We start from the raw sequence: 25819 nt of genomic DNA, 5'->3' as shown, positions 1-25819 counted from the left end.
GCTAGGGGAGTGGACAAGCCCGTTCGAGAGGGAGTAACGAGGGCTCGATGCGCGCTCGCCGCGTTACGTACCCGCCCGTCGCCTGGTTCTACGCACCCGCGACGGCCGCGATGAGCCCATCCACGTCGCCGTCGGTGGTGTCCCAGGAGCAGAGGAAGCGCACGAGGCCGGTGGAGGCGTCCCAGGTGTGGAACGCGTAGTGCTCGCTGACGCGCTCGGCGACCTCGCCCGGCAGGATGGCGAAGACGCCGTTTGCCTGGCGGGGGAGGGGCACCGAGCAGCCGTCGATAGCGGCGATGCCGGCGGCGAGGCGAGCGGCCATGGCGTTCGCGTGCTCGGCGTTCTCGCGCCACAGCTCGCCGCCGAACAGCGCGAGCAGCTGCGCTGAGACGAAGCGCATCTTCGAGGACAGCTGCAGGTCGATCTTCCGCGCTTCTTCGACGCCGTACACGGCCTCTGGGTTGACGACGACCACGGCCTCGGCGGCAAGCGCCCCGTTCTTGGTCCCGCCAAGGCTGATGACGTCGGCCCCCGCGGTGCTCGAGACCTCGGCGAGCGTGCAGCCGAAGTGTGCGGCGGCGTTCGAGAGGCGTGCGCCGTCGACGTGCAGCCACATGCCGTTTGCGTGGGCGGCATCGGCCAGGGCGCGGACCTCGTCCGGGGAGTATGCGGTGCCGACCTCGGTCGCCTGGCTGATGCTCACGGCGAGCGGGGTCGCGCGGTGCACGTCGCGCCGAACCGCCGCAGCGCGCTCGACGTCGGCGGGGGTGAGCTTCCCGTCCGGGGTCTCGACGGTCAGCAGCTTGACCCCGCCGACCCGCTCTGGTGCCGCGTTCTCGTCGGTGTTGATGTGCGCGGATGCTGGGCACACGACTCCGCCCCAGCGTGGGACCATCGACTGCAGCGCGACGACGTTGGCGCCCGAGCCGTTGAAGACCGGCAGGCCGATGGCTGCCTCTCCGAAGAGCTCGCGACACAGGTTCTGGAACGCCGTCGAGTACGGGTCGGCCCCGTACGCGCCGACGTGCCCGCCGTTCGCGGTGACCAGCGCATCCAGCACCTGCGGGTGGGCGCCCGCGGCGTTGTCGCTCGTGAACGTGCGGATGCTGGGGTCGTGCAGCTGCGAAATCACCGATCCATTCTCGCGCACGCCACGGGTCAATGAAAACTCATGTGCTCGCGTCTACCCTCGGTATATGAGCAACGCCGAGGCGAACCCCATCGAGGCGCGGCTGCAGGACGCCTACGAGACCGGCCAGGTCATCGCGGGCATCGAGCTGCTGCTGCCCCGCGAGGTGCCGCTCGGCGGACCCCGCTCGCTGCCCGTCCTGCGCTCGGTCCCCAACAAGTACCGCCACTTCATCGGGGCGTGGTGCTTCATCGACCACTACGGCCCGGTCGACCTGCCGTCGGATGGCGGGATGGACGTCGCCCCGCACCCGCACACGGGCCTGCAGACGGTGAGCTGGCTGTTCTCCGGCGAGGTGCTGCACCGCGACTCGATCGGCAGCGTCCACGAGGTCGCGCCCGGTGGCGTCAACGTGATGACGGCGGGCCAGGGGATCGTGCACTCCGAGGTCTCGCCGACACGTTCGACCCGTGCGCCGGTGCTCCACGGGGTGCAGCTCTGGGTCGCGCTGCCCGCCGAGCGTCGCGGCATGGCGCCCGCCTTCGCGGGTCTGGACCGGTGTCCGTCGACGCAGCTCGAGGCGTCGACGGGAGTGGACGGGCGCGTCGAGGCGACCGTTTTCATGGGGGAGTACGCCGGTCTGCGCTCCGACGCCCCGAGCTTCTCGCCGCTCGTGGGGGTCGAGCTCGCGTTCCCGGGCTGCTCGGAAGCGGAACTCGCACTGGATCCGGCCTTCGAGCACGGTGTGCTGGCATGCTCGCCTGGCATCACGGTCGACGACGTGGAACTTCCCGTGGGCGCCGTCGGCTATCTGCCCGCCGGGACGGGACGTAGCGTCGTGGGTGCGGCGGAGGGCGGACGCGCGCTGCTGCTCGGAGGCGTGCCTTTCGAGGAAGAGATCGTCATGTTCTGGAACTTCGTCGGCTCCTCGCACGAGGACGTCGCGGCGGCGCGAACAGAGTGGGAAGCGACCAGGGCGTCGCTGTCAGCGGATGCGCGCTTCGGCGCCGTCGACAGCCACGACGGGAGGACACTCGCTTCCCCGGCCCTCCCGACCGTGCGCCTCAAACCCCGCGGTCGAACCCGCGACGCCTGACGCGCACGGCCCGAGAACTCGGCCTCAGCCCGCCCCGGCCCCGGCCCCCGCCCCAGCCCCGGCCCGGCAAGGCCTCAACGATCGCGATCCTCCGCGTCGACGATGGGGATCGCATTCGTGAACACCGATGCCCGCTCCTGGGCCTCGACACTTCCCGTGAAGAGCCCAGAACCTCCCGCACTCGTGTCATCGCTGCGGGTGTCTTCGTCCTGAGACGCACGTGATGCAGCGTCATCTGGAACCGCGGGCTCGGTGATGAGCACCCGCTGCACGGGCAGTGCCGACGGCATGGTGCGCTGCAGCCAGGTGACCATGGCCTCGCGCACGAAGCACCGGAGGTCGAACAGGGTCGGCGCATCCACCGCCGTCACGAGGATGCGGATGCGGACGAGCCCACCCGTGGCCTCGGTCACCTGGAGCACCTGGGCGCGGCCATCCCAGAGGTCGGTCTGCGTGAGCACCTCCGCGAGGCGCTCGCGCATGAGGGCTGGAGAGACCCGCCAGTCGACGTCGAGCTCGACCGAGCCGAGCAGCTCACTGCCCTGCCTCGTCCAGTTCTGGAACGGCTGCGTCGTGAAGTAGGTGCACGGCAGCACGAGACGCCGGTCGTCCCAGAGGTCCACAACCACGTAGCTCAGCGTGATCTCGCCGATCCGGCCCCACTCGTCCTCGACCACCACGACGTCGTCGACCCGCAGGGCCTCGCTGAACACGAGCTGCAGGCCGGCGAAGATGTTCGCGAGCACCGACTGCGCGGCGAGTCCCGCGACGACCGACGCGATGCCGGCCGAGGCGAGGAGGCTGGCGCCGACGGTGCGCACTGCGGGGAACGTCAGGAGGATCGCCCCCAACGCGATGATCACGATGACGGCGACCGCCAGGCGTCGCAGGATCAGGGTCTGGGTGCGGATGCGACGAGCGACCCGGTTGTTCGCCACGTCGATGCGGTTGCGGCCGAGCGTGATGTCGGTCGAGAAGGCGACGAGGCCGGCCATGAGCCAGGCGCCAGCGGCGATGACGCAGATCGTCAGCGCGTGGTAGATCACCTCGCGCCAGGAGCCCTCGCCGGCGGCGGGGAACGCCACTGCGACGGCGATCCACAGCGCGATGATGAGCACGACGACGCGGAAGGGGCGCCGCGTGTGCCGCACAAGCGGTTCGGGCCAGCGCATTCGCTTCGCGACCAGGCGGATGATGAGGGCGACGGCAGCGGTCAGGGCGACCGCGGCCGCGACGGCGACAGCGAGTGAGATGGCAAAAGCGAGCCAGGGATCGAGCACGTTCCTCCTTGGGGAGTGGAGGTCCCTCTTCGGGCCCGCGGAAGCAGGCGGCGCGGAGGGCTGGAGCAACCCACGCTAGTGATCGAGTCTCCGTGCTCCCTGGCTTGCGACCAGAAAGGGAGGCGCCAGCGCGTCAGCCTCGCCGCTCTGCGTCCGAGCGCTCCCGCCACTGGATGAGGAACCTCCGGTCGAAGGAGGGCGCGCAGCGCAGACAAGACACGAGTCTGCCGTTGGTCGGGCGACGGAACCTCAGCACTTCGTGCCCGTTCGGACAGGTGCCGACCCACTTGGCGAACTCGGACGCAACCTCACCGTCGTGCGTGCGCCCGCCGACGTAGCCGAGCTCATCCGCGATGCGCTTCCATTCCGGCCCGTGCCCCGCCTTGTGGCCGGCGACCGCGTGGGCGACCTCGTGCAGGAGCGTCTGGTGCACGGTGTCGTCGTCGTACCTCGCCGACAGGTACCGCGAGACCGTGATGCGCTTGTCTCGGAAGTTGCAGGCGCCCGCGCGCTTCTTCGCGTGGTCGAAGCCGAAGCTCCAGCTGTCGTCGAGGTGCATGCGGATGAGGGCTTCCGCCCACACCTGCACCTTGGCCAGGTCGGCCACCGCGCCGCTTAGGAGTCGATCGAGGTGATCGGTTCGCTCAGTTCCGAGGAGGGCTCCTCGTCGCCCTCGAGGATCGCCCGGGTCACGCGGATCGCGAACTTCGACGACTGCAGCTGGTCGGCAGCCACGCCGCGTGCGAGGCGCAGCTCGTGGGCCCGCTCGAAGTCGACGAGCGCCTCCGTGTACTCGCGCTGCTCGAAGCGCACCTTGCCGCGGTGCTGCAGCGCGAACGCGGCCAGTTCGTCCCACTCATGGGTGAGCGCCTCGTCGACGCAGCCGGTCAGGTCCTGGAGTGCGACGTCGTGCTTGCCCTGGAACTGCTGCACCTGCGCCTTGCGGACACGTGCCGCGAGGGCGTCCTCGCGGGCGCCGGTGAAGCGCGACTGGCGGTACGCGGTCTGCGCCGTGTCGAACGCCTCGTCGAGGCGGCCGAGCATGCGAAGCAGCGCGACCTTCTCGTTCAGCGCGGTGAGGGATCGCAGCACGGCGATCTCCGCGAGGCGAGCCTCCGCGGCGTCGACGTCGATGCGCTCGCGGAGGGTCTCCGGGTCGTAGCCGAGGATGATGGGAGCGTCTGACACCCCAGCAGGTTAGTCGCAGCGGCGGCGGTTTGGGTGCATCCCTCGCCGGGTTGTGGACAGCGGATCCGATCAGGTGTCGGCGGGGTTCACCAGCCGCCCTGTCTGCGCTCGCGGAAGAGGCTCTTCCCTGGCAGGGGCGACGCTGTCGCCGATGCGTCCCTGGCCGGCTCGGCGCCGCGGGTGAACTCGCGCACGGCCTTGCCGCGAACGACGACGGCTGGCGGGAAGCCCGACGCGACGCGTCGCTCGAGTCCGGGCAGCGCGAGTGCATCGGCGGAGCGCGAGGCGACGGCAGCGATGTTGCCGAAACGCCGGCCCTTCAGCATTGCGGGGTCGCCGACGAGCGCGACCTCGCCGAACACCTCGAGCAGCGTCGCGACCTCCGCTCGGGCGAACGCGAGGTCGTGGCCGTCGGCGATGTTCACGAGCACGACTCCGTCGGGCTTCAGGAACGGTTCGAGCTCGGCGAAGAACTCCACGCTCGTCACGTGAGCCGGGGTCTGCGCGCCGGAGAAGATGTCGACGACGATCGCGTCGACGGAGCCGAGCAGGCCGCGGGGGAGTCTGCCGAGCTGCTCACGCGCATCCCCGTAGCGGATGCGGATGCTCGCCCCGGCGGGCAGCGGCACGACCTCGCGCACGAAGTCGACGAGCGAGCGCTCGAGCTCGACGACCTGCTGTCGTGAGCGGGGCCGGGTGGCGTCGACGTAGCGGGGGATGGTGAGCGCCCCGGCTCCGAGGTGCAGGGCCGTGATGGCCGCTGATTCGGGGAAGGCGAGGTCGAGGACGTAGCCCATGTGGCGGATGTACCCGAACGAGAGCTCTCTCGGGTCGAGCGGGTTGACGGCCGATTGCGGGGTGCCGTCGACGATCAGGGTCCACTCTTCTCCGTCGCGCGAGAAGCGGGCTTGGGCTCCTGAGTCGAGCTTGACGCTCTGCGGGCTGGAGCTGTTGGGGGTCTTCTCGCTGGCTGACGGCACCTGGCAAGTCAAGCAGAGACACGCTGGGTTCGAGCAAGGGTGGCCTTGTTTGGAATCGTTCAAAACAACTGCCAGCATGGACGCATGGCAACGACAACCGAGCTCGAGGTGGGCGAGCGACACGACGCCGCCTTCTGGCGCTCGGCGCTGCGCGACGCCGGGCTCCGAGTGACGCGCCAGCGCGTGACGGTGCTCGAGCTGCTCGACGCCGACCCGCACGCGTCGGCCGAGCGGATCTTCGCAGCGGCGACCTCGCTTCGCGCTGAGCTCGGCTCGCTCACCCTGCAGGCGGTCTACGGCATCCTCGACGACCTCGGTCGCGCGGGCCTCGTGCGCCGATTCGACGCGCCCCGCACCGCGGCCCGCTTCGAGACCCGCATCGGCGACAACCACCACCACGCGGTCTGCGACGAGTGCGGGCGCATCGAGGACATCGACTGCTCGGTCGGTGAGGCACCCTGCCTCGTCCCGGACGCGCCGAACGGGTTCGCCGTGCACACGGCAGAAGTCGTCTACCGCGGCGTCTGCGCCGACTGCGCGACACGCTGACCCGTGTCGACACACCCAGACTCATCCCCAGTTCACAGCCCAGCTGAATCCGAAGAGGAGCGTTATGACTGACTACATCGACCCGACAGTCCCATCCACCGAGACCAACGGCCGTCCCACGGAAAGCGACCGGAACTCCCTGAGCGCAGGCGCAGACGGCCCGCTCATGCTGCACGACGTGCGCCTCGTCGAGACGCTCGCGAGCTTCAACCGCGAGCGTGTGCCGGAGCGCAACCCGCACGCGAAGGGTGCAGGCGCCTTCGGTACCTTCACGGCCACGCACGACGTCTCGCAGTACACGCGCGCCGCCGTCTTCCAGCAGGGCGCCGAGAGCGAGACGCTGCTGCGCTTCTCGACCGTCGCGGGCGAGCAGGGCTCGCCCGACACCTGGCGCGACGTGCGCGGCTTCTCGCTGCGCTTCTACACGAGCGAGGGCAACCTCGACATCGTCGGCAACAACACGCCCGTCTTCTTCCTGCGTGACCCCATGAAGTTCCCGCACTTCATCCGCTCGCAGAAGCGCCTCCCCGACTCGGGCCTGCGCGACAACACCATGCAGTGGGACTTCTGGACCCTCAACCCCGAGACCGCGCACCAGGTCACGTACCTGCTCGGCGACCGCGGCCTGCCGCAGTCGTGGCGCCACATGAACGGATACGGTTCGCACACGTACGCGTGGATCAACGCGGCGGGCGAGCGCTTCTGGGTGAAGTACCACTTCATCTCCGAGCAGGGAGTCGAGGTGCTGTCGAACGACGAGGCAGAGAAGCTCGCGGGCTCCGACGCCGAGTACCACCGCCGCGACCTCTTCGAGGCCATCGGACGGGGCGACTTCCCGCGCTGGAAGCTCAACGTGCAGGTCATGCCGTTCGAGGACGCGAAGACCTACCGCATCAACCCGTTCGACCTCACGAAGGTGTGGCCGCACGCCGACTACCCGCTCATCCCGGTCGGTGACCTCGAACTCAACCGCAACCCGGAGAACTTCTTCGCGCAGATCGAGCAGGCAGCCTTCTCGCCCTCGAACCAGGTGCCTGGCACCGGAATCTCGCCGGACAAGATGCTGCTCGGCCGCGTCTTCGCGTACCCGGACGCCCAGCGCGCCCGCGTCGGCACGAACTACCAGCAGCTCGAGGTGAACCGGCCGAAGAACGCGACCAACTCGTACACGTTCGACGGCAACATGACCGTGTCGCACTCCGGCGCCGCGCCCGTCTACGCTCCGAACTCGTTCGGTCGCCCGTACGCCGACCAGACCGGCCCGGTCGAGAACTCGTGGGAGACCGACGGGGACCTGGTGCGCAGCGCGTACACGCTCCGCGCCGACGACGATGACTTCTCGCAGGCGGGCACACTCGTCCGCGAGGTCTTCACGCAGGAGCAGCGCGACCGTCTCGTGGAGACTGTCGCCGGTGCCCTCGAGACCGTCATCGAGCCCGTCCGCTCGAACGCGTTCCAGTACTGGGTGAACATCGACCCGGAGACCGGTGCTCGCATCCGTGCCGCAGTCGAGGCCAACGCCGTCGACAGCGACCCCGCGCCAGTGGGCGTCGGCCACTAGCCGGAACGGCGCGGGCCGCGGCCCCGCAGACGAGCGTGCCCCCTCGAGTGCTTCACTCGAGGGGGCACGCTCATCTGCGTTCGCGAGGGCGACAGGTGGTCAGGAGGCGCGCCAGTACCCGCAGTTGCGCGACTCGAACGTGCTGTCCTTGGCGTCGATCGTGACGACGATCTCGGCCTGGGTCTTGTCGTACGACGTCTCGATCCACTCGCCCTTGTCGTCGTAGCGGAACCAGCGGCAGTTGTCGCTCGGCGTCTCGGGCTTGTAGGTGCCCGGCTTGATCTCGTCGCCGACCTTCCAGACGCCGTCGTTGAAGCGCGTGCCGTCGTTGCCGGCGGTGACGTTGGCCTCGTAGGTGTTCAGCGAGGTCCTGGCGGACTCCGCGTCCGGGTGCTCAGGGCAGAGGATGAGGGCGGCTTCGAGCTGCGACGACTGCTCGTCCGTCGAGATGCCGGGGGAGATCGCGAAGTAGAACCCCGGGGTCGCGCAGAGCGCGTAGACATCGGCGAGGCGCACGTCGTCGGGTGCCACATCCTTGTCGTCGTCCGTGGCGGCCTGTCCGAGGGCGTCGAGTGCCTTCTGCTCGGTCTCCGAGAACGTGGTCCCGCCGTTCGACTTGCCCGTGCAGCGGGTGACGTCGTCGCCGAGCGCCCAGATCTCGGCAAGGTCGGATGGGGCTTCCGCGAACGTGCGAGTGTCGGCCATCCGGCAGGCGTAGCTGACGGCGAACGCGCCGGGGTCGGACGACTCCGAGGGGGTCGTCTCGCCGGGCGCACCTGGAGTGCTCTCCGAGGTCGAGGTCGTCTCGACCTCTGGCGTCTCGCCGCCGGACATCTGCCCGACGAGCGCGCATCCCGACAGCAGGAACAGGGCGGTCAGCGCGACCGCTGACGTGCGCACGAGCTTCTTCACGAGGTCTCCTTCATGGCGAGGGCATGACACGGCCGAAGGTGGGGCGGGGCGCTTCCTCGCGATCCGACGAAGCCGACCGTGCTGGAAGACACGCTAACGGAACTGGGTGGCTGGGGGTGGATGCGGGGGAGGACTCCCCGCAGGAAGCCGGGAAGCCGACGCCCCACGGGTCGTCCGGGAGACGACTGAGGGCAGGGGCGCGAAATCGCCCCTGCCCTCAGCTGATACGTCTCGGTTGGCTTACGCGTCGCGGCGGCGGGTGAGCGCGAAGCCGCCGAGCGTGAGCGCGGCGAGCCCGGCGAGCATGACGAGGACGAGGTGCTCGGCGCCGGTCGTCGCGAGGGCATCCCCCGTGCCGCCGGCCGCGGATTCAGGCCCGTTTCCGTGCGCTGCCCCGTCTCCCGGTGCCGTGCTGGCCCCCGGTGTCGTCGTCCCGCCCGGAGTGACGGTGGTCCCGGGGGTCTCCGTCGCGCCGGGGGTCTCCGTTGGCGCAGGTGTCTCGTCCGGGGCGCACGCGATCGAGCCCTGTTTGAGTGCGTCGGCCTTCACGCCGTCTTCGAGCCAGTAGGTGGCGCGTGTGCCGTCGACGCAGGTCTCGTTGGCGGCGATCGCGAAGCCCTCGTTGTTCGTGTCGGGGAGTCCGGCGGGTCGGGCGATGTGCGTCACCGTGTACCCGGCCGTGCCGTCTTCCGTGCCGAAGTGGAACAGCGCGCTCGTGCCGCCGCATCCGTTGTCGCACATGCCCCGGAGCGTCTGCGTGGACTCGTCGTAGTCGAGGGCCATGACGCCGCCGAGGCCGGACTCGAGGGTGGCGACGCGACCGGCGCTGCCGTCGTCGAAGAGCGCGTAGGCGTAGACGCCTGCGGTCTCCTCGACGGCGACGAAGAACAGGCCGTCGGCGCCCGGGTAGTTCGCCGAGTCGTACGGGGCGCCCGTGTTCTCGTCGAGCAGCCTGCCCTCGAGCTCGCTGTCCGCGACCCACTCGATCGCCTCTATGCCCGTGTTGGCGCCGACCTGCGGCAGGCTCGCCGTGAGGTCCCACTCCGCCGTCGCGACGATGTCAGCGCCAGTCGCGTCGCGCAGGTTGACCTTCAGGATGGTGTTCTTGTTGGTCGACTTCTCGGAGTTGTCACGCTCGGAACCGATGTAGACCGAATCCGGCTGGTCTGCCGAGACCGTGACGCCCTCGGCGTCGGGGCCAGCGGCCGACGGATTGCCCGCATCCGCCTGGAAACGCACTCGCTTGGGCTCCTCCCAGCCTGGTGCGGGGGAGACGCTGCCGTCCGTCGCGACGTCGAGGCGATAGAGGTTGCCCGTGCCATTGTCAACGGCCCACAGCGTGCTGCCGTCCGGCGAGTACTGGTAGTCGAGGCCCGACATGTCCTCGCCGAGCGTGATGCCTCCCGCGATGGGGGCGACGTCGGGTGAGCCGGTCCACGGGTCGGCCTGCGGCGCAGTCGGTCCCGGCGTCTCGACGGGCACATCCGAGCACGCGTTGAGTGCGCCCTTCGTCGACGCGGTCGTCGAGCGGAAGTCGCCGTCGCCGTCGGCGCAGCGCGCCCAGCTCACCTCGACGTGGTCGATCCAGGTCGTCGTGTCGACGATGGTCCCTGATGCGTCGGCGAGCGTCGCGCTGTCACCGCTGCCGAGCCCGAAGCCGAGGAGGCTCTCCTCGTAGACGAAGAACTCGCCGGGCGCGAGCACCGTCGCGGCTGGCGCGGGCGCTGGGGTGTGGCCGGCGTTGTCGTCGACCATCGTCCAGCCGGAGATGTCGACGGTGTCGGCGCCGCGGTTGTAGACCTCGACCCAGTCGCCTGGCGTGCCGCCGTTCGACTCGACCTCGTTGATGACGACGGCGGAGGTCGGTGCGACGCCCGAGAAGCGGTTCTCAGCACCCTTGGTCGGCTCGGAGGTCTCGGTGAATGCCCCGCTGCCGTTCGGGGAACGACCGTAGCTCGTGGCGGCGTGCTGGGTCCAGGAGTGCTCGTCGACGACGGTCGTCCCGTCAGCGGCGAAGAGCATGGCACTGTCGCCGCCACCCAGGCCGAAGGCGAAGTCCGCCTCCTCGACCACGAGGTAGGCACCCGCCTGCAGCGTCGTCCCCTCGGGCAGCAGGAATCGGTGCGTCTCGTCCTCCGGCGAGTTGTCGGTGAGGACATAGCCACTGAGGTCGATGGCGCCGACGCCGGGATTGAACAGCTCCACCCAGTCGCCCGGCTCTCCGCCGGACGACTCGATCTCGTTGATGACGACGGCGCCGGTCGCGGCCTCGACATCGTTGGCAGCGGCCTTGCTGCTCGCGGTCGTCTGAACGAAGTCGCCGACGCCGTCTGGGAGTCGTGCGTAGCTCACGTCGGCGTGCTGGGCCCACGAGTGGGCGTCCACGAGAACGCCCGCAGCGTCGAAGATCCGCGCCTGATCCTCCTTGCCCAGCCCGAAGCCGAACTGCGTGTCGTCGACGACGAGGTAGGCGCCAGGCTGGATGCTCGTGCCGGCTGCGAAGCGGAAGTCGCGGGTGTCGTCGTTGTCCTTGACGGCCCAGCCCGAGAGGTCGACGGGGGCGTCGCCCGTGTTGACCAGCTCGATCCAGTCGGTCGTGTCGCCGTCGGACTCGACCTCGTTGATGACGACGCCGCTCGCGTGCACCGTGGGGGAGGGGGCTGCGCTGGCCGACATGGGGGCTGCCAGGGCCGCACCTCCGCCGATGATCAAGGCGACAGCAGCCGCCACTGTGGTTCGTTGTGCTTGCACGCACGCGCTCCTCTGCGCTCGGGGGACGAAGCGACGTGCACTCGGGGGTGAGCGCATGCGCCGCGGTCATCGAACCCGGGGCGGGTGCCTCAGCGGTAGCGAGGACCTGAACGGAACAAGAACAAGGCGCGGTCCACGGGTCGCAAGCGAGACGAGGCGAGTGGAGGGGCGGCGCGGGCACGACTGAGGGCAGGGTCTCGAATGCCCCTGCCCTCAGCTGGCACGTCTCGGTTCGCTACGCGTCGCGGCGGCGGGTGAGCGCGAAGCCGCCGAGCGTGAGCGCGGCGAGCCCTGCGAGCATCCCGGGGACGAGGTGCGCCGCACCGGTCGTCGCGAGCGCGTCATCCTTCGCGCCCGTCTCCGTTCCGCTTCCCTGCCCGCCGCCCGCGGCCCCGCCGGGGCTCGGAGTCGCGCCTTGCGTGTCCGTCGCTGCCGGCGAACCCGTGGGTGCCGGTGTCTCCGTGCCGCCCGGGGTCTCTGAGGGCGGCGTCCCAACGGGGGCGCACGCGATCGAGCCCTGCTTGAGTGCGTCGGCCTTCACGCCGTCCTCGAGCCAGTAGGTGGCGCGTGTGCCGTCGACGCAGGTCTCGTTGGCGGCGATCGCGAAGCCCTCGTTGTTCGTGTCGGGGAGTCCGGCGGGTCGGGCGATGTGCGTCACCGTGTACCCGGCGGAGCCGTCTTCCGTGCCGAAGTGGAACAGCGCGCTCGTGCCGCCGCATCCGTTGTCGCACATGCCCCAGAGCGTCTGCGTGGACTCGTCGTAGTCGAGGGCCATGACGCCGCCGAGGCCGGACTCGAGGGTGGCGACGCGGCTCGCGCTGCCGTCGTCGAAGAGCGCGTAGGCGTAGACGCCTGCGGTCTCCTCGACGGCGACGAAGAACAGGCCGTCGGCGCCCGGGTAGTTCGCCGAGTCGTACGGGGCGCCCGTGTTCTCGTCGAGCAGCTCGCCCTCGAGCTCGCTGTCGGCGACCCACTCGATCGCCTCGATGCCCGTGTTGGCCTCGACCGAAGGGAGGCTTGCGGTCAGGTCCCACTCGGTCGTCGCCACGAGCTCAGGGCCCGTCGCGGCGCGGACGTTCACCTCGAGGATCGTGTTCCGGTTCGTCGACTTCGCCGAATTGTCGCGCTCAGCGCCGACGAAGACGGAGTCCGGCCGCTCCGGCGAGAACGTGACGCCCTCGGTGTCCGGGCCCGCCGCATCCGGCTTGCTCGCATCAGCTTGGAAACGCACTCGCTTCGGCGTCTCCCAGCCCTGCGCGGGGGTGACGCCCCCGTCAGCCGTCACCTCGAAGCGGTAGAGCCCGCCCGTGCCGTTCTCGACGGCCCAGAGCGTGCTGCCGTCCGGCGAGTACTGGTAGTCCAGGCCCGACATGTCTTCGGCGAGCGTGATGCCACCGGCGATCGGAGCGACGGCGGCGTCACCCGGCCAGGGCTCGCTGTCGGGAGTCGTGGGACCTGGTGTCTCGGTCGGGGCGTCGGCGCAGGCGTTCGCGCTCCCCTTGGTGACCACCGCGGTCTGGGCGAACTCCCCGGTGCCGTCGGGGCAGCGTCCGTACGTGGTCGCCGCATGCCGGGTCCACGAGTACTGATCGACGACGGCCGTCCCGTCCGTTCCGAACAGCCGCACGCTGTCAGCGCCGCCCAGGCCCAGATCGCTCTCGCCGTCCTCGATCACGAGGTGCGCTCCCGGCGCGACGACCGTGCCGGCCGGAATCGTGTAGCGGTGCGTCGGGTCTTCCGGCGAGTTGTCGGTGAGGACGTAGCCTTCGAGGTCGATCGCCGCCGCTCCCGGGTTCGCGAGCTCGATCCAATCCCCTGGCTCGCCACCGGACGAGTCGATCTCATTGATCACGACGATGCCGGGGCCGGAGACGGGCAGCTCGGTCGCGTTCGCGGATGCGGGCACGGCCAGCACCGCACCTCCACCGATCATGAGGGCGACAGCTGCCGCCAGGTTCATTCGTTGTGCTTGCACGCACGCTCCTCTGTTGTGAAATGGCGACCTGGGGGAGCTCAGGCGGGCGTCGCCGCGGGCAAGTCTAGACACCGCGCGGGGAGCCGCACCCGTGCCGGATCCCTTCCACGAGACGAATCGCGAATCGTCGTCCTCATTGACGGGAAAAGCGAAGCGCCGACCTCCATTGGAGGTCGGCGCTTCGCGGAACTGCTGCTGCTGCGGCGGTCAGGCTGCCTCATACGTGAGGCAGTCCGCGGCGTCGTTGCCCTGGGCTCCGACGCGGATGGCAGGGGCGCTGCAGGTCAGGTCCTTGTTGAAGCGGCAGTCTGCGGCCTGGCAGGCACCCACTCCTGCGATGACCTTGTCGAGGCCACCCTTGCGGTCGAGGGGGATGAACGTGGCGCAGCCCTCGTCGCCGTCGATCGTCACAGCGGGCGCGTGGCAGCCGTCGTGGTTGAACGAGCATCCGGCGACAGAACAGGTGCTGACGTTGGGGAGATCGAGCAGTGTCATGATGTGCCTCCGTTGTTGGGTTGCCTCAACGGTAGGAGCCCGCGGGCCCCGTATTCAAGCCGACACTGGACTCGATCGTGTCTTTCTGATAAGGGGAGGTTCGCCTTGCTGAGCGGAGCCTTGCCTGCCTCCACCCGCACCCGGCGAGGTCCGGACGAGGCGCGTTATACCTGAGATTTCAGATTGAGGCAAGGTCGGGGTAGACATACCACCAAACGGCGCATACACTCGATGTTTGCGCTTCGTCTCACCATGCCTTCATATTGCGGTCGGCCTGGCAGTGCTTCTCTCACCAACATCTTCGCGGGTCGTCATCGACCGCGTCCGTTGATGATGGGCATGCCTTGTACATCGTGAAACGTGGCGGAACCTCACCGACGACACTACTGGCATCTCGCGGAATCCGCGGGATCGTGGAGGGAACTTCCTTGGCTGCTGCGCGCAACGCATCTCCGACGCCTACGACCGGTCGGAATGCACGCCGACTCTCATTCGCGAAGATCAGCGACACACTCGATGTGCCAGATCTCCTCGCTCTGCAAACCGAATCCTTCGACTGGCTCGTCGGCAACGACGCCTGGAAGCAGCGCCTCGCTCAGGCGCAGGCTGAAGGCCGCACCGACGTCGCTCTCCGCTCCGGCCTCGACGAGATCTTCGAGGAGATCTCTCCGATCGAGGACCTCGGCGAGACGATGCAGCTGAGCTTCACCAACCCGTACCTCGAGCCCGAGAAGTACTCCCTCGAGGAGTGCAAGGAGCGCGGCAAGACGTACTCCGCGCCTCTCTACGTCGAGGCCGAGTTCATGAACCACCAGACGCTCGAGATCAAGACGCAGACCGTCTTCATGGGCGACTTCCCGCTCATGACGAGCAAGGGCACGTTCATCATCAACGGCACCGAGCGTGTCGTCGTCTCGCAGCTCGTCCGCAGCCCGGGCGTCTACTTCGAGCGCACCCCCGAGAAGACCAGCGACAAGGACGTCTTCTCGGCGCGCATCATCCCGAGCCGTGGCGCATGGCTCGAGTTCGAGATCGACAAGCGCGACCAGGTCGCCGTTCGCATCGACCGCAAGCGCAAGCAGTCCGTCACGGTCTTCATGAAGGCCCTCGGCCTGACGACCGAAGAGATCCGCGAGCAGTTCGCCGGGTACGAGTCCATCGAGCTCACGCTCGAAAAGGACGACATCCGCACGAAGGAAGATGCCCTCAAGGACATCTACCGCAAGCTCCGTCCGGGCGAGCAGGTCGCCACGGAGGCGGCGCGCGCTCTCCTCGACAACTTCTACTTCAACTCGAAGCGCTACGACCTCGCCAAGGTGGGTCGCTACAAGATCAACCGCAAGCTCGGCATCGAGTCCGCGATCAGCGAGTCGGTTCTGACCGTCGAGGACATCGTCTCGACGATCAAGTACCTCGTCGCGCTGCACGCCGGCGACGAGAAGTTCGACGGCAAGCGCAACGGCGAGCCCGCCGACATCCGCCTCGACGTCGACGACATCGACCACTTCGGCAACCGTCGCATCCGTGCTGTCGGCGAGCTCATCCAGTCGCAGGTCCGCACCGGACTCAGCCGTATGGAGCGTGTCGTGCGCGAGCGCATGACGACGCAGGAGATCGAGGCGATCACCCCGCAGACCCTGATCAACGTGCGACCAGTCGTCGCCGCGATCAAGGAGTTCTTCGGAACGTCGCAGCTCTCCCAGTTCATGGACCAGAACAACCCGCTCGCGGGTCTCACGCACAAGCGTCGCCTCTCGGCCCTCGGGCCCGGCGGTCTCTCGCGTGAGCGCGCAGGCGTCGAGGTCCGTGACGTCCACCCGTCGCACTACGGCCGCATGTGCCCGATCGAGACGCCTGAAGGCCCGAACATCGGTCTGATCGGCTCGCTCGCGACGTTCGCCCGCATCAACGCCTTCGGCTTCATCGAGACGCCGTACCGCCGCGTCGTCGACACCAAGGTCACGGAGCAGGTCGACTACCTGACCGCGTCCGAGGAAGACGAGTTCGTCGTCGCACAGGCCAACGCGCCCATCGGCGCCGACGGCCACTTCGTCGAGGACGAGGTCCTGGTCCGCCGTAAGGGCGGCGAGGTCGAGCTCGTCCCAGCCGGCGAGGTCAACTACATGGACGTCTCCCCGCGCCAGATGGTGTCGGTCGCGACGAGCCTCATCCCGTTCCTCGAGCACGACGATGCAAACCGCGCGCTCATGGGCGCCAACATGCAGCGTCAGGCCGTGCCGCTCGTCCGCAGCGAGAGCCCAGTCGTCGGAACCGGTATGGAGGGCTTCGCAGCCATCGACGCCGGTGACGTCATCACGGCGAACCGCGCGGGCGTCGTGCAGTCGGTCTCGGCCGACCACGTCGTCCTGCAGCTCGACGAGGGTGGCACCGAGTCCTATTTCCTCCGCAAGTTCGACCGCTCGAACCACGGCACGTGCTACAACCACCGCGTTGTCGTCTCGGCCGGCGAGCGCGTCGAAGAGGGAATGGTCATCGCGGATGGTCCTGCGACGGAGAACGGCGAGCTCGCGCTCGGCAAGAACCTCCTCGTCGGCTTCATGCCGTGGGAAGGCCACAACTTCGAGGACGCCATGATCCTCAGCCAGAACCTGGTGAAGAACGACACCCTCTCCTCGATCCACATCGAGGAGTACGAGGTCGACGCTCGCGACACCAAGCTCGGCAAGGAAGAGATCACCCGCGACCTGCCCAACGTCTCGCCCGAGCTCCTCAAGGACCTCGACGAGCGCGGCATCATCCGCATCGGTGCAGAGGTCCAGCCGGGCGACATCCTCGTCGGCAAGGTCACGCCGAAGGGCGAGACCGAGCTCAGCGCGGAAGAGCGCCTGCTGCGTGCCATCTTCAACGAGAAGAGCCGCGAGGTGCGCGACACCTCGCTCAAGGTCCCTCACGGTGAAGCCGGCACGATCATCCAGGTGAAGGTCTTCGACTCCGAAGAGGGCGACGACGAGCTCGGCTCCGGCGTCAACCAGCGCGTCGTCGTGTACATCGCGCAGGAGCGCAAGATCACCGAGGGTGACAAGCTCGCCGGCCGTCACGGCAACAAGGGCGTCATCGCGAAGATCCTGCCGGAAGAGGACATGCCGTTCCTCGCCGACGGAACGCCGCTCGACATCGTGCTCAACCCGCTGGGCATCCCGAAGCGCATGAACTTCGGCCAGGTGCTCGAGACGCACCTCGGCTGGGTCGCGAAGACCGGCTGGAAGATCGAGGGCGAGCCCGAGTGGGCGAAGAACCTCGTTCCCGAGGCCTACGAGGGAACCCCGGGCGTCAAACTCGCGACCCCCGTCTTCGACGGCGCGACCGAGGAAGAGCTCACGGGCCTCCTCGACTCGACGCTCAAGACGCGCGACGGCGACCGCCTCATCAACTCGACCGGAAAGACCGTCCTGTTCGACGGCCGCTCCGGCGAGCCGTTCCCGGACCCGATCTCCGTCGGCTACATGTACATCCTGAAGCTGCACCACCTCGTGGACGACAAGATCCACGCGCGTTCGACGGGTCCGTACTCGATGATCACGCAGCAGCCACTCGGTGGTAAGGCGCAGTTCGGTGGACAGCGCTTCGGTGAGATGGAGGTGTGGGCGCTCTACGCGTACGGCGCCGCATACACGCTCCAGGAGCTCCTCACCATCAAGTCCGACGACATCGTCGGACGCGTCAAGGCCTACGAGGCCATCGTCAAGGGCGAGAACATCCAGGAGCCGGGTATCCCCGAGTCCTTCAAGGTTCTCCTCAAGGAGATGCAGTCGCTCTGCCTGAACGTCGAGGTCCTCTCGGCTGACGGTACCGCGCTGAGCCTCCGCGACAACGACGACGAGGCCTACCGGGCCGCCGAAGAACTCGGCATCAACATCTCCAGCCGCTTCGAGTCCTCGTCCGTCGACGAGATCTAAGCCTCCCCGACACGACGAAGACTCATTCTTCACAAGGAGACAACAGCATTGTTGGATGCAACCAAGTTTGATGAACTGCGCATCGGCCTAGCCACGGCAGATGACATTCGCAAGTGGTCGTACGGCGAGGTCAAGAAGCCCGAGACCATCAACTACCGCACGCTCAAGCCCGAGAAGGACGGTCTGTTCGGCGAACAGATCTTCGGCCCTTCCCGCGACTGGGAGTGCGCCTGCGGCAAGTACAAGCGCGTCCGCTTCAAGGGCATCGTGTGCGAGCGATGCGGCGTCGAGGTCACGAAGTCGGCAGTGCGCCGTGAGCGCATGGGCCACATCGAGCTCGCGGCTCCCGTCACGCACATCTGGTACTTCAAGGGCGTTCCGAGCCGTCTCGGCTACCTCCTCGACATGGCGCCGAAGGACCTCGAGAAGGTCATCTACTTCGCCGCGTACATGGTCATCTCGGTGGACGAGGAGGGTCGTCGCGACGACCTCAGCGGCCTCGAGAGCGAGATGCGTCTCGAGCTCAAGAGCCTGAACGACCAGAAGGATGCGGCCATCGCGGCTCGCATGCTCCGCCTCGAAGAGGAGCTCGGTGCTCTCGAGACCGAGGGCGCCAAGGCAGACCAGCTCCGCAAGACGAAGGACGCCGGCGAGAAGGAGATGGGTCAGCTCCGCAAGGGGTTCGACGAGGACATCACCCGCGTCGAGCGCGTCTTCGAGTCGTTCAAGAACCTGAAGGTCGGTGAGCTCAAGCCGGAGGACACCGACTTCCACGAGCTCGTCGACCGCTACGGCGACTACTTCGAAGCCCACATGGGTGCCGAGTCGATCCAGAAGCGCCTGCAGAACTTCGACCTCAAGGCCGAAGGCGAGCTGCTGCGCACCCAGATCGCGGAGGGCAAGGGTCAGAAGAAGATCCGCGCCATCAAGCGCCTCAAGGTCGTCTCGTCGTTCCTCGCAACGGGCAACAGCCCCGCCGCGATGGTCCTCGATGTCGTCCCGGTCATCCCGCCGGAGCTCCGCCCGATGGTGCAGCTCGACGGTGGCCGCTTCGCGACCAGCGACCTCAACGACCTCTACCGTCGTGTGATCAACCGCAACAACCGCCTCCGTCGCCTGCTCGATCTCGGTGCTCCCGAGATCATCGTGAACAACGAGAAGCGCATGCTCCAGGAGTCGGTCGACGCGCTGTTCGACAACGGTCGCCGCGGCCGCCCGGTCACGGGTACCGGCAACCGCGCTCTCAAGTCCCTCAGCGACATGCTGAAGGGCAAGCAGGGCCGCTTCCGCCAGAACCTCCTCGGAAAGCGCGTCGACTACTCGGGCCGTTCCGTCATCATCGTGGGACCGCAGCTGCGCATGCACCAGTGCGGCCTCCCGAAGCAGATGGCGCTCGAGCTGTTCAAGCCGTACGTCATCAAGCGACTGATCGACCTGCAGCACGCGTCGAACATCAAGGCAGCCAAGCGTGCCGTCGAGCGCGCGAAGCCCGAGGTGTGGGACGTGCTCGAAGAGGTCATCCGCGAGCGTCCGGTGCTGCTCAACCGTGCACCCACGCTGCACCGTCTGGGCATCCAGGCGTTCGAGCCGCTCCTCGTCGAGGGCAAGGCGATCCAGCTGCACCCGCTCGTCTGCGCGGCGTTCAACGCCGACTTCGACGGCGACCAGATGGCCGTTCACCTGCCGCTCTCGGTCGAGGCCCAGGCCGAGGCCCGCGTGCTCATGCTCGCGTCGAACAACATCCTCAAGCCGTCGGATGGACGCCCCGTCACCCTGCCTTCGCAGGACATGGTCGCGGGTCTGTACCACCTGACGACGCTGCAGGACGACGTCGAGGGCGCCGGACGAGTCTTCTCGTCCACGGCCGAGGCGATCATGGCGTTCGACCAGGGCTCGCTCGACCTCAACGCTCCGATCAGGCTGCGCCTCACGGGCATCACGTTCGAAGAGGGCAAGGCTCCTGAGGGCTACGTCCAGGGAGAGACCGTGCTCGTCGAGACGACGCTCGGCCGCGCTCGCTTCAACGAGCTGCTCCCGTCCGACTACCCCTACGTCGAGGACACGATGACCAAGGGACGTCTGTCCGGTGTCGTCAACTACCTCGCGGAGCGGTACTCGAAGGACGAGGTCGCCGAGACGCTCGACCGCATCAAGGACTCCGGCTTCTACTGGGCTACCCGCTCGGGCATCTCGATCGCGCTCAGCGACCTCGTGACGCCCGACTCGAAGCGCGAGATCGTCGAGCGCACCGAGGCCGAAGTGGCCGAGCTGCGCAACGAGTGGCAGGTCATGGGCGCGATCTCCGAGCAGGAGTACCGCGAAGAGGTCATCAAGAAGTGGGAAGCTGCAACCGCGCTCGTCGCCGACGAGATGCAGGCGGCCTTCCCGTCGACCAACTCCATCCACCGCATGGTCACGGCAGGCGCAAACGGCAACTGGCTGCAGGTTCGCCAGATCGCCGGTATGCGCGGACTGGTCGCCAACCCGAAGGGTGAGACCATTCCTCGCCCGATCGTGCACTCGTACCGCGAGGGCCTGACGGTTGCCGAGTACTTCATCTCGACCCACGGCGCCCGCAAGGGTCTGGCCGACACGGCTCTCCGTACGGCCGACTCCGGCTACCTGACGCGTCGACTCGTCGACGTCTCGCAGGACGTCATCATCCGTGAGGACGACTGCGGCACCGCTCGTGGCCTCGACATCCAGATCGCCCACATCACGGATGGCGGCGAGATCGTCGTCGACGACAACGTGGAGAACGCGGTCTACGCCCGCAGCATCTCGGTCGACGCAGTGGACGCCGACGGCAACGTCGTCGCCGCTGCCGGCACCGACATGGGCGACGTCGTCATCGACCAGCTCATGGACGCAGGCATCACCGAGGTCAAGATCCGTTCTGTCCTCACGTGCGAGTCCAGCGTCGGCGTCTGCGCAGCGTGCTACGGCCGCTCGCTTGCCACCGGCAACCTCGTCGACATCGGTGAGGCCGTCGGCATCATCGCGGCACAGTCCATCGGCGAGCCCGGTACCCAGCTCACGATGCGTACGTTCCACTCCGGTGGTGTGTCGAGCGCTGGTGACATCACGCAGGGTCTGCCTCGTGTCCAGGAGCTCTTCGAAGCCCGCACCCCGAAGGGCGCATCGCCGCTCGCCGAGGCCGCTGGTCGCATCGAGATCCAGGACACCGACAAGTCGCGCAAGATCGTCCTCATCCCGGACAACGGCGACGAGCCGCACATCTACCCGGTGCTGAAGCGCGCTGAGCTCCTCGTCGAGGACGGCCAGCACGTCGAGCACGGCCAGCAGCTGCACGAGGGTCCCATCGACCCGAAGGACGTGCTGCGGGTCAAGGGTGCTCGCGAGGTGCAGAAGTACCTCGTCAGCGGTGTGCAGGGCGTCTACCGTTCGCAGGGTGTGCCGATTCACGACAAGCACATCGAGGTCATCGTCCGCCAGATGCTCCGCAAGATCACGGTCATCGACCACGGCGAGACCGACATGCTGCCGGGTGAGCTGGCTGATGGACAGCGCTTCGCGTCCATCAACCGCGCAGCCGTCATGTCGGGCCGCAAGCCCGCGACCGGCCGTCAGGAAGTCATGGGAATCACGAAGGCGTCGCTCGCGACCGAATCGTGGCTCTCGGCCGCTTCGTTCCAGGAGACGACCCGCGTGCTCACGCAGGCCGCCATGGAAGCGACGACCGATCCGCTGGTCGGCCTCAAGGAGAACGTCATCATCGGTCGCCTCATCCCGGCTGGTACTGGTCTCACCAAGTACCGCGAGATGTCGGTCGAGCCGACCGACGAGGCTCGCGCCGAGCGCTACCCGTTCGGCGCAGACGAGGGCAGCTTCGACGAGAACGACCTCACGTTCGTCGACTTCGAGGCCTTCTCGAGCGATGACTTCGGCGGTTCCAACTTCAGCTAGCCCTGAAGTCGCGTCGGCTCGCCGACGCACCAGTGCGAACGCCCCCACCCGTCACGGGTGGGGGCGTTCGCGCGTCTGCGGCTTGTCACCGGGAAGAAGCGAGCCTGCGGCCCTAACGTTGGCTCCATGAGTGACGACACGCGCGCGCCTCGCCTGCCCTCGGACGACGGCCACGAGCCGGAAGTAGGCGGCGGAGCCGGCGAACCCCGAGAGCTTCCCGACCCCCAGGATCGGCTGGAGGCCGCGCTCGCTCGCAGCCGCGGCATCGGCGAGGACGGCGAGGTGCCGTCCGGTGAGGTGCTCGCGGGGGATGACCTCGCGTTCGACGGTCGGGCGGAAGCGCCGACCGATCCCGCGCTCGCGCCTCAGGAAGACGTCAGGGTCGCCTTCGCGGATCCCCTCGCGACCGACGGCACCGACCCCAACGCGACGGTGGGCCTCGATCGGGATGAGCTCGCGGCCGTGCTCGCCGACGGACCGCGTCCAGGCGCACCTGCAGGTGCGGCAGCCGACACCGAGCAGACAACGAAGGTCGACGGCGGGTCTACTTCGACGTCTGACACGGTGCCGTCCGCCCCGGAGGCCGGTGCTGATGGCCACGCTGGACCAGAAGATGCCCCGGCGTCGGAGGACGTGCCGGTCATGGAACGCGAGATCGCCGAAGAGGATGACGCCGCGGACTTCCCGGTGACCGAACCGGTTCCCGCTCAGGACCTCGCGGCTGACGCGCTTGGCGCCGCCTCGGTCTCGGCCATCACGGTGGACGCCGCCGGATCTGCCACTGCGCCCGACGAGGAGCGTGAGTCTCCGCGCCGCACCCTCGAGATAGACCGCACAGCTGCCCGTGTCGCGGCCTCGAGCGCAGCCCGCCCATCGGCGCAGGCAGCGGTCGATCCGGAACCGTCTGACGACCATCAGGCCCTCGACGGGGCCACCCCTGTCGCGGGGGAGGTCACGCGTGCGGACGTGGTCGTCACGGAGACGGTCACCGAGCAGCTCGCCGAGGACGGGGAGACCGTGGAAGCGGTCACCGTCACGGAGCGCGTGGACGTCCTCGACGAAGCAGATGCCGCAGCTGTGACCCACGCGCCGACCGAAGACGCGGCTGACGCCGATGCCGACGTCGACGCTGACGCTGGCGCCGACGCCGTCCTCGAGACGGATGCCGCGGACCGTTCCGAAGCCGCACGGGCGGTCGAGTCGACGCACGCGACCGACGAGCGCGTGGACACCGACTCCGCCAGGCCGGACGCCGACGCGTCCGCCACGCAGGCAGACGACGACTCGACGTTCGCGCCACTCCGACTCTCCGCACCGACGGACAGCGACGACCTGGCCCCGGTGAAGCCGAAGAAGCGCGGGAACCGGATGTTCGCGGTGTTCGTCGCCGTGGTCGCCTCGGTGGTGTTCGCAGCCCTCTACCTGCTGGCCTTCGCCCTGCTGCGGACGGCGTTCAACACGGGGCTCGACCCCATCGGCGAGGCCTCCGAGTTCGCGATCACCGCGGCCTTCACGGTTCCCGTCACGGTCTTCGCCGCGTTCGGCGTGCTGTGGGCACTGATCGTGAACCGCGCCGGCTGGTGGGCCTACGTCCTCGGCGGGTTCATGGCAGCGGTGCTCGTGGCGGCCGGCTACTACTTCGGAGCGGCTCTCCAGCAGCACCTCGCTGACGGGCTCCCCATCACGAGCATCCAGCTCGACGAGGTCCTCGCGAAGTTCAGGGCCTCCGAGCATCTGCTGTCCGCGCTGGTCGCTGCGATCGCGGCCAGGGAGGCCTTCACCTGGGTGGGCGGCATCGCCGCGGCTCGAGGGCGACGGGTGTCGCGAGCCAACCGCAGGGCGCAGCTCGGGTACGAGAAGCGCATGGCGGAGCGCTCCGCTGAGACCGCGGATGCGAACGGAGTGGCCGAGTGAGCGGTGACCAGCTGCGCAGACTCACGCTGCCGAGCGCCGAGTTCCCGGCCTTCCCCGAGGTGGCGATCGACGTGCCCGCCGGGTGGGAGCCGCTGCAGTGGGCTGGCTCGGTGCTCGGTGCGCGGCACCTCGTCGCGACGAACGGCTTCAACCCGAATGTGCTCGTGACGATCGAGCGGTGGCCTGGCACCGTCTCGCACGAGGATGCGCTGACAGTGCTGCGTCAGCGCATCACGCAGGGCGGCGGCAAGGAGCGCCTCGCCGAGTCCGGCACGGAACCACAGCTCATGCACTACGTCGAGTCGACGCAGCGGGACCCGAGGCTGGGCGGGCTCGAGGTCCGCTCGAAGATGGTCGTCCTGCATCGCGGGCCGCTCACGGAGATCGTCACCGCGGTCGGCACGAGCACGGCCGCCCAATCGGCGCACATCGGCAAGGACATCGCGGTGATCGTCCGCGGACTCCAGGTCGAGCTCGCGGCCTGACCTGGACGGCAGCGGTCCCATGATCGAACGCCACGACGCGGAGCTCCCTCCCGACCCGGGTTCGACCTGGGGGAGGGCCGTCACGTGGGGAGCCGTCAGCAGCCTCGTCTTCGCCTCCCTGGTCATAGCAACCTGGGGCTTCGTCGCCCTCGGCCTGGACCGCGACGTCATCGACCTGCCCGGTGTGAGCGTGCTCGTGGCCCCGCTCGCTGTGGCGGCAGGAACGGTCGTGGTGGCCGCCTCCGTGGCGCTGGCGCTCCGCAGACGGTACCGAGGCAGGCCGGGCGTGCTCTGGCTCGCCGCCCCCGGGAGCATCCTCGCCTGGCTCGCCTTCGCGATCGCGGCCGGCATCGCAGCCACGGGGTCCCGAGCAGAGGCCGGAGACCCGGACGCCATCTCACCGCTCCCGAGCCAGGTCGCCATCGGGCTCTCCGTTGGCCCCTTCGGGCTCTCGATCGTCCCCCTGGCGGCGCTCGTCATCCTCGCGGCGGTGCTCTCGACGTCACGGCCGACGCGGCCCGGTCGGGGTCCCGCTTGACCCTGCAAAACTGACGGGGTAGGATTTTTCGGTGCGCGCGCCCTGTCGCGCCCAAAACCGTGCGAACGCTGAAACTGCGAAGAATCTGCAGCGAAGCGCGCAACTGTAAGCAACGCCAGTCGCCTCGACTGCCACCGCTTCACCAACCAGCGATACCAGAGATTTTGTACCGCCGGTCGGTTATCAAGAGGCAAACAGTGCCTCGTAGGCACAGGAATCGTGCTTACCACGATCACGCAGTACAAAACCAAGGAGATTATTCGTGCCAACAATTCAGCAGTTGGTCCGCAAGGGCCGCCGCCCCAAGGCGTCGGCGTCCAAGACGCCAGCCCTGAAGGCCAACCCTCAGCAGCGCGGGGTTTGCACCCGCGTCTACACCACGACGCCCAAGAAGCCGAACTCGGCGCTCCGTAAGGTCGCTCGTGTCAAGCTGTCGAACGGTACCGAGGTGACCGCCTACATCCCAGGTGAGGGCCACAACCTCCAGGAGCACTCGATGGTGCTCGTCCGTGGCGGTCGTGTGAAGGACCTCCCGGGTGTGCGGTACAAGATCGTCCGCGGTGCACTCGACACCCAGGCAGTGAAGAACCGCAAGCAGGCTCGCAGCCGTTACGGCGCGAAGATGGAGAAGAAGTAATGCCACGTAAGGGTCCAGCCCCCAAGCGCCCCGTGGTCGCCGACCCCGTGTACGGCGCCCCCATCGTCAGCCAGCTCGTCAACAAGATCCTGCTTGACGGCAAGAAGGGCCTCGCCGAGCGCATCGTGTACGACGCGCTCGAGGGCGTTGCCGCCAAGTCGGACCAGGACGCGGTCGCGACCCTGAAGAAGGCGCTCGACAACGTGCGCCCCACGCTCGAGGTCCGCTCGCGTCGCGTCGGCGGCTCGACGTACCAGGTCCCGGTCGAGGTCAAGCCTCACCGTGCCAACACGCTCGCACTGCGCTGGCTCACGAGCTACGCGAAGAACCGTCGCGAGAAGTCGATGACCGAGCGCCTCACGAACGAGATCCTCGACGCATCCAACGGCCTCGGTGCCGCGGTGAAGCGCCGTGAAGACACGCACAAGATGGCCGAGTCCAACAAGGCCTTCGCGCACTACCGCTGGTAATCCAGCAGCTGGTAG

The 25819-nt window shown here is 68.2% G+C and carries 19 protein-coding genes; 10 read left to right on the top strand and 9 right to left on the bottom strand.

Annotation, left to right across the window (positions count from 1 at the left end; all coding sequences use genetic code 11):
• Positions 1 to 88 precede the first annotated feature (88 nt).
• Complete coding sequence (locus C5B97_RS14530; protein WP_104312780.1) at positions 89 to 1129, bottom strand: low specificity L-threonine aldolase; 1041 nt, start codon at positions 1127 to 1129, stop codon at positions 89 to 91.
• A 67-nt stretch (positions 1130 to 1196) separates the two neighbouring features.
• Between C5B97_RS14530 and C5B97_RS14525 the strand changes: the two genes are divergently transcribed.
• Positions 1197 to 2225, top strand: coding sequence for a pirin family protein (locus C5B97_RS14525; RefSeq protein WP_104312730.1), 1029 nt, complete (start codon positions 1197 to 1199; stop codon positions 2223 to 2225).
• A gap of 74 nt (positions 2226 to 2299) precedes the next feature.
• Here the strand turns inward: C5B97_RS14525 and C5B97_RS14520 are convergent, their stop codons facing one another.
• From C5B97_RS14520 to C5B97_RS14505, 4 genes are all read right to left on the bottom strand, one after another.
• Positions 2300 to 3505, bottom strand: a complete 1206-nt coding sequence (locus C5B97_RS14520) for a mechanosensitive ion channel family protein (protein ID WP_104312729.1) — start codon at positions 3503 to 3505, stop codon at positions 2300 to 2302.
• A gap of 133 nt (positions 3506 to 3638) precedes the next feature.
• Positions 3639 to 4112: a SprT-like domain-containing protein gene (locus tag C5B97_RS14515; RefSeq protein WP_104312728.1), complete on the bottom strand. Its 474-nt coding sequence runs from the start codon at positions 4110 to 4112 to the stop codon at positions 3639 to 3641.
• Between the two features lie 8 nt (positions 4113 to 4120).
• Entirely contained in the window at positions 4121 to 4693 is a 573-nt protein-coding gene (locus C5B97_RS14510; protein WP_104254052.1) for a hypothetical protein, read from the bottom strand.
• A gap of 86 nt (positions 4694 to 4779) precedes the next feature.
• The gene (locus tag C5B97_RS14505; RefSeq protein ID WP_104312727.1) at positions 4780 to 5673 is read right to left on the bottom strand and encodes a spermidine synthase; all 894 of its coding nucleotides are present in this window, start codon (positions 5671 to 5673) and stop codon (positions 4780 to 4782) included.
• 84 nt (positions 5674 to 5757) lie between these two features.
• Here C5B97_RS14505 and C5B97_RS14500 point away from each other — a divergent pair, with 84 nt between their 5' ends.
• Positions 5758 to 6222 (top strand): Fur family transcriptional regulator, encoded by a 465-nt coding sequence (locus C5B97_RS14500; protein WP_104312726.1) that lies wholly within the window; start codon positions 5758 to 5760, stop codon positions 6220 to 6222.
• Positions 6223 to 6286: 64 nt separating this feature from the next.
• Positions 6287 to 7783, top strand: a complete 1497-nt coding sequence (locus C5B97_RS14495; RefSeq protein WP_104312725.1) for a catalase — start codon at positions 6287 to 6289, stop codon at positions 7781 to 7783.
• A 99-nt stretch (positions 7784 to 7882) separates the two neighbouring features.
• Here the strand turns inward: C5B97_RS14495 and C5B97_RS14490 are convergent, their stop codons facing one another.
• The 4 genes from C5B97_RS14490 to C5B97_RS14475 all read right to left on the bottom strand — a co-directional run bounded on the left by C5B97_RS14490 (position 7883) and on the right by C5B97_RS14475 (position 13919).
• The gene (locus C5B97_RS14490; protein ID WP_104312724.1) at positions 7883 to 8695 is read right to left on the bottom strand and encodes a hypothetical protein; all 813 of its coding nucleotides are present in this window, start codon (positions 8693 to 8695) and stop codon (positions 7883 to 7885) included.
• Positions 8696 to 8935: 240 nt separating this feature from the next.
• Positions 8936 to 11446: a lamin tail domain-containing protein gene (locus C5B97_RS14485; protein ID WP_181027025.1), complete on the bottom strand. Its 2511-nt coding sequence runs from the start codon at positions 11444 to 11446 to the stop codon at positions 8936 to 8938.
• A gap of 235 nt (positions 11447 to 11681) precedes the next feature.
• Positions 11682 to 13421, bottom strand: a complete 1740-nt coding sequence (locus C5B97_RS14480) for a lamin tail domain-containing protein (protein WP_146080828.1) — start codon at positions 13419 to 13421, stop codon at positions 11682 to 11684.
• Positions 13422 to 13628: 207 nt separating this feature from the next.
• Positions 13629 to 13919 carry a DUF1540 domain-containing protein gene (locus tag C5B97_RS14475; protein WP_211890723.1) on the bottom strand — a complete coding sequence of 97 codons (291 nt, stop codon included), beginning with the start codon at positions 13917 to 13919 and terminating at the stop codon, positions 13629 to 13631.
• A 425-nt stretch (positions 13920 to 14344) separates the two neighbouring features.
• On the opposite strand from C5B97_RS14475, the gene C5B97_RS14470 reads away from it, so the two are divergent.
• The 7 genes from C5B97_RS14470 to rpsG all read left to right on the top strand — a co-directional run bounded on the left by C5B97_RS14470 (position 14345) and on the right by rpsG (position 25804).
• Positions 14345 to 17833, top strand: coding sequence for a DNA-directed RNA polymerase subunit beta (locus C5B97_RS14470; protein ID WP_104254045.1), 3489 nt, complete (start codon positions 14345 to 14347; stop codon positions 17831 to 17833).
• A 48-nt stretch (positions 17834 to 17881) separates the two neighbouring features.
• Positions 17882 to 21760, top strand: coding sequence for a DNA-directed RNA polymerase subunit beta' (locus tag C5B97_RS14465; protein WP_104254044.1), 3879 nt, complete (start codon positions 17882 to 17884; stop codon positions 21758 to 21760).
• 126 nt (positions 21761 to 21886) lie between these two features.
• Complete coding sequence (locus C5B97_RS14460) at positions 21887 to 23674, top strand: hypothetical protein (protein ID WP_104312721.1); 1788 nt, start codon at positions 21887 to 21889, stop codon at positions 23672 to 23674.
• Positions 23671 to 24159 carry a hypothetical protein gene (locus C5B97_RS14455; RefSeq protein WP_104312720.1) on the top strand — a complete coding sequence of 163 codons (489 nt, stop codon included), beginning with the start codon at positions 23671 to 23673 and terminating at the stop codon, positions 24157 to 24159. Before C5B97_RS14460 ends, C5B97_RS14455 begins: the two co-directional genes overlap by 4 nt.
• 19 nt (positions 24160 to 24178) lie before the next feature.
• A complete protein-coding gene (locus tag C5B97_RS14450) occupies positions 24179 to 24697 on the top strand; it encodes a hypothetical protein (RefSeq protein WP_104312719.1) in 519 nt (172 codons plus the stop codon).
• A 262-nt stretch (positions 24698 to 24959) separates the two neighbouring features.
• Complete coding sequence (rpsL, locus tag C5B97_RS14445) at positions 24960 to 25334, top strand: 30S ribosomal protein S12 (RefSeq protein WP_068479306.1); 375 nt, start codon at positions 24960 to 24962, stop codon at positions 25332 to 25334.
• Positions 25334 to 25804, top strand: coding sequence for a 30S ribosomal protein S7 (gene rpsG / locus C5B97_RS14440; protein ID WP_104254040.1), 471 nt, complete (start codon positions 25334 to 25336; stop codon positions 25802 to 25804). The genes rpsL and rpsG overlap by 1 nt, the downstream gene beginning before the upstream one ends.
• Positions 25805 to 25819: the final 15 nt, after the last annotated feature.

The sequence above is a fragment of the Pseudoclavibacter sp. RFBB5 genome (assembly GCF_002931555.1).
Lineage (GTDB): Bacteria > Actinomycetota > Actinomycetes > Actinomycetales > Microbacteriaceae > Pseudoclavibacter.
The sequence above is the reverse complement of the archived record's forward strand: the minus strand, read 5'-3'. Positions and strand labels throughout refer to the sequence as shown.

What these genes read in the sequence shown, in the direction of transcription:
- C5B97_RS14525 (WP_104312730.1), top strand. Translation starts at nt 1,197, where the DNA reads ATGAGCAACGCCGAGGCGAACCCCATCGAGGCGCGGCTGCAGGACGCC.
- C5B97_RS14500 (WP_104312726.1), top strand. Translation starts at nt 5,758, where the DNA reads ATGGCAACGACAACCGAGCTCGAGGTGGGCGAGCGACACGACGCCGCC.
- C5B97_RS14495 (WP_104312725.1), top strand. Translation starts at nt 6,287, where the DNA reads ATGACTGACTACATCGACCCGACAGTCCCATCCACCGAGACCAACGGC.
- C5B97_RS14460 (WP_104312721.1), top strand. Translation starts at nt 21,887, where the DNA reads ATGAGTGACGACACGCGCGCGCCTCGCCTGCCCTCGGACGACGGCCAC.
- C5B97_RS14450 (WP_104312719.1), top strand. Translation starts at nt 24,179, where the DNA reads ATGATCGAACGCCACGACGCGGAGCTCCCTCCCGACCCGGGTTCGACC.
- rpsG (WP_104254040.1), top strand. Translation starts at nt 25,334, where the DNA reads ATGCCACGTAAGGGTCCAGCCCCCAAGCGCCCCGTGGTCGCCGACCCC.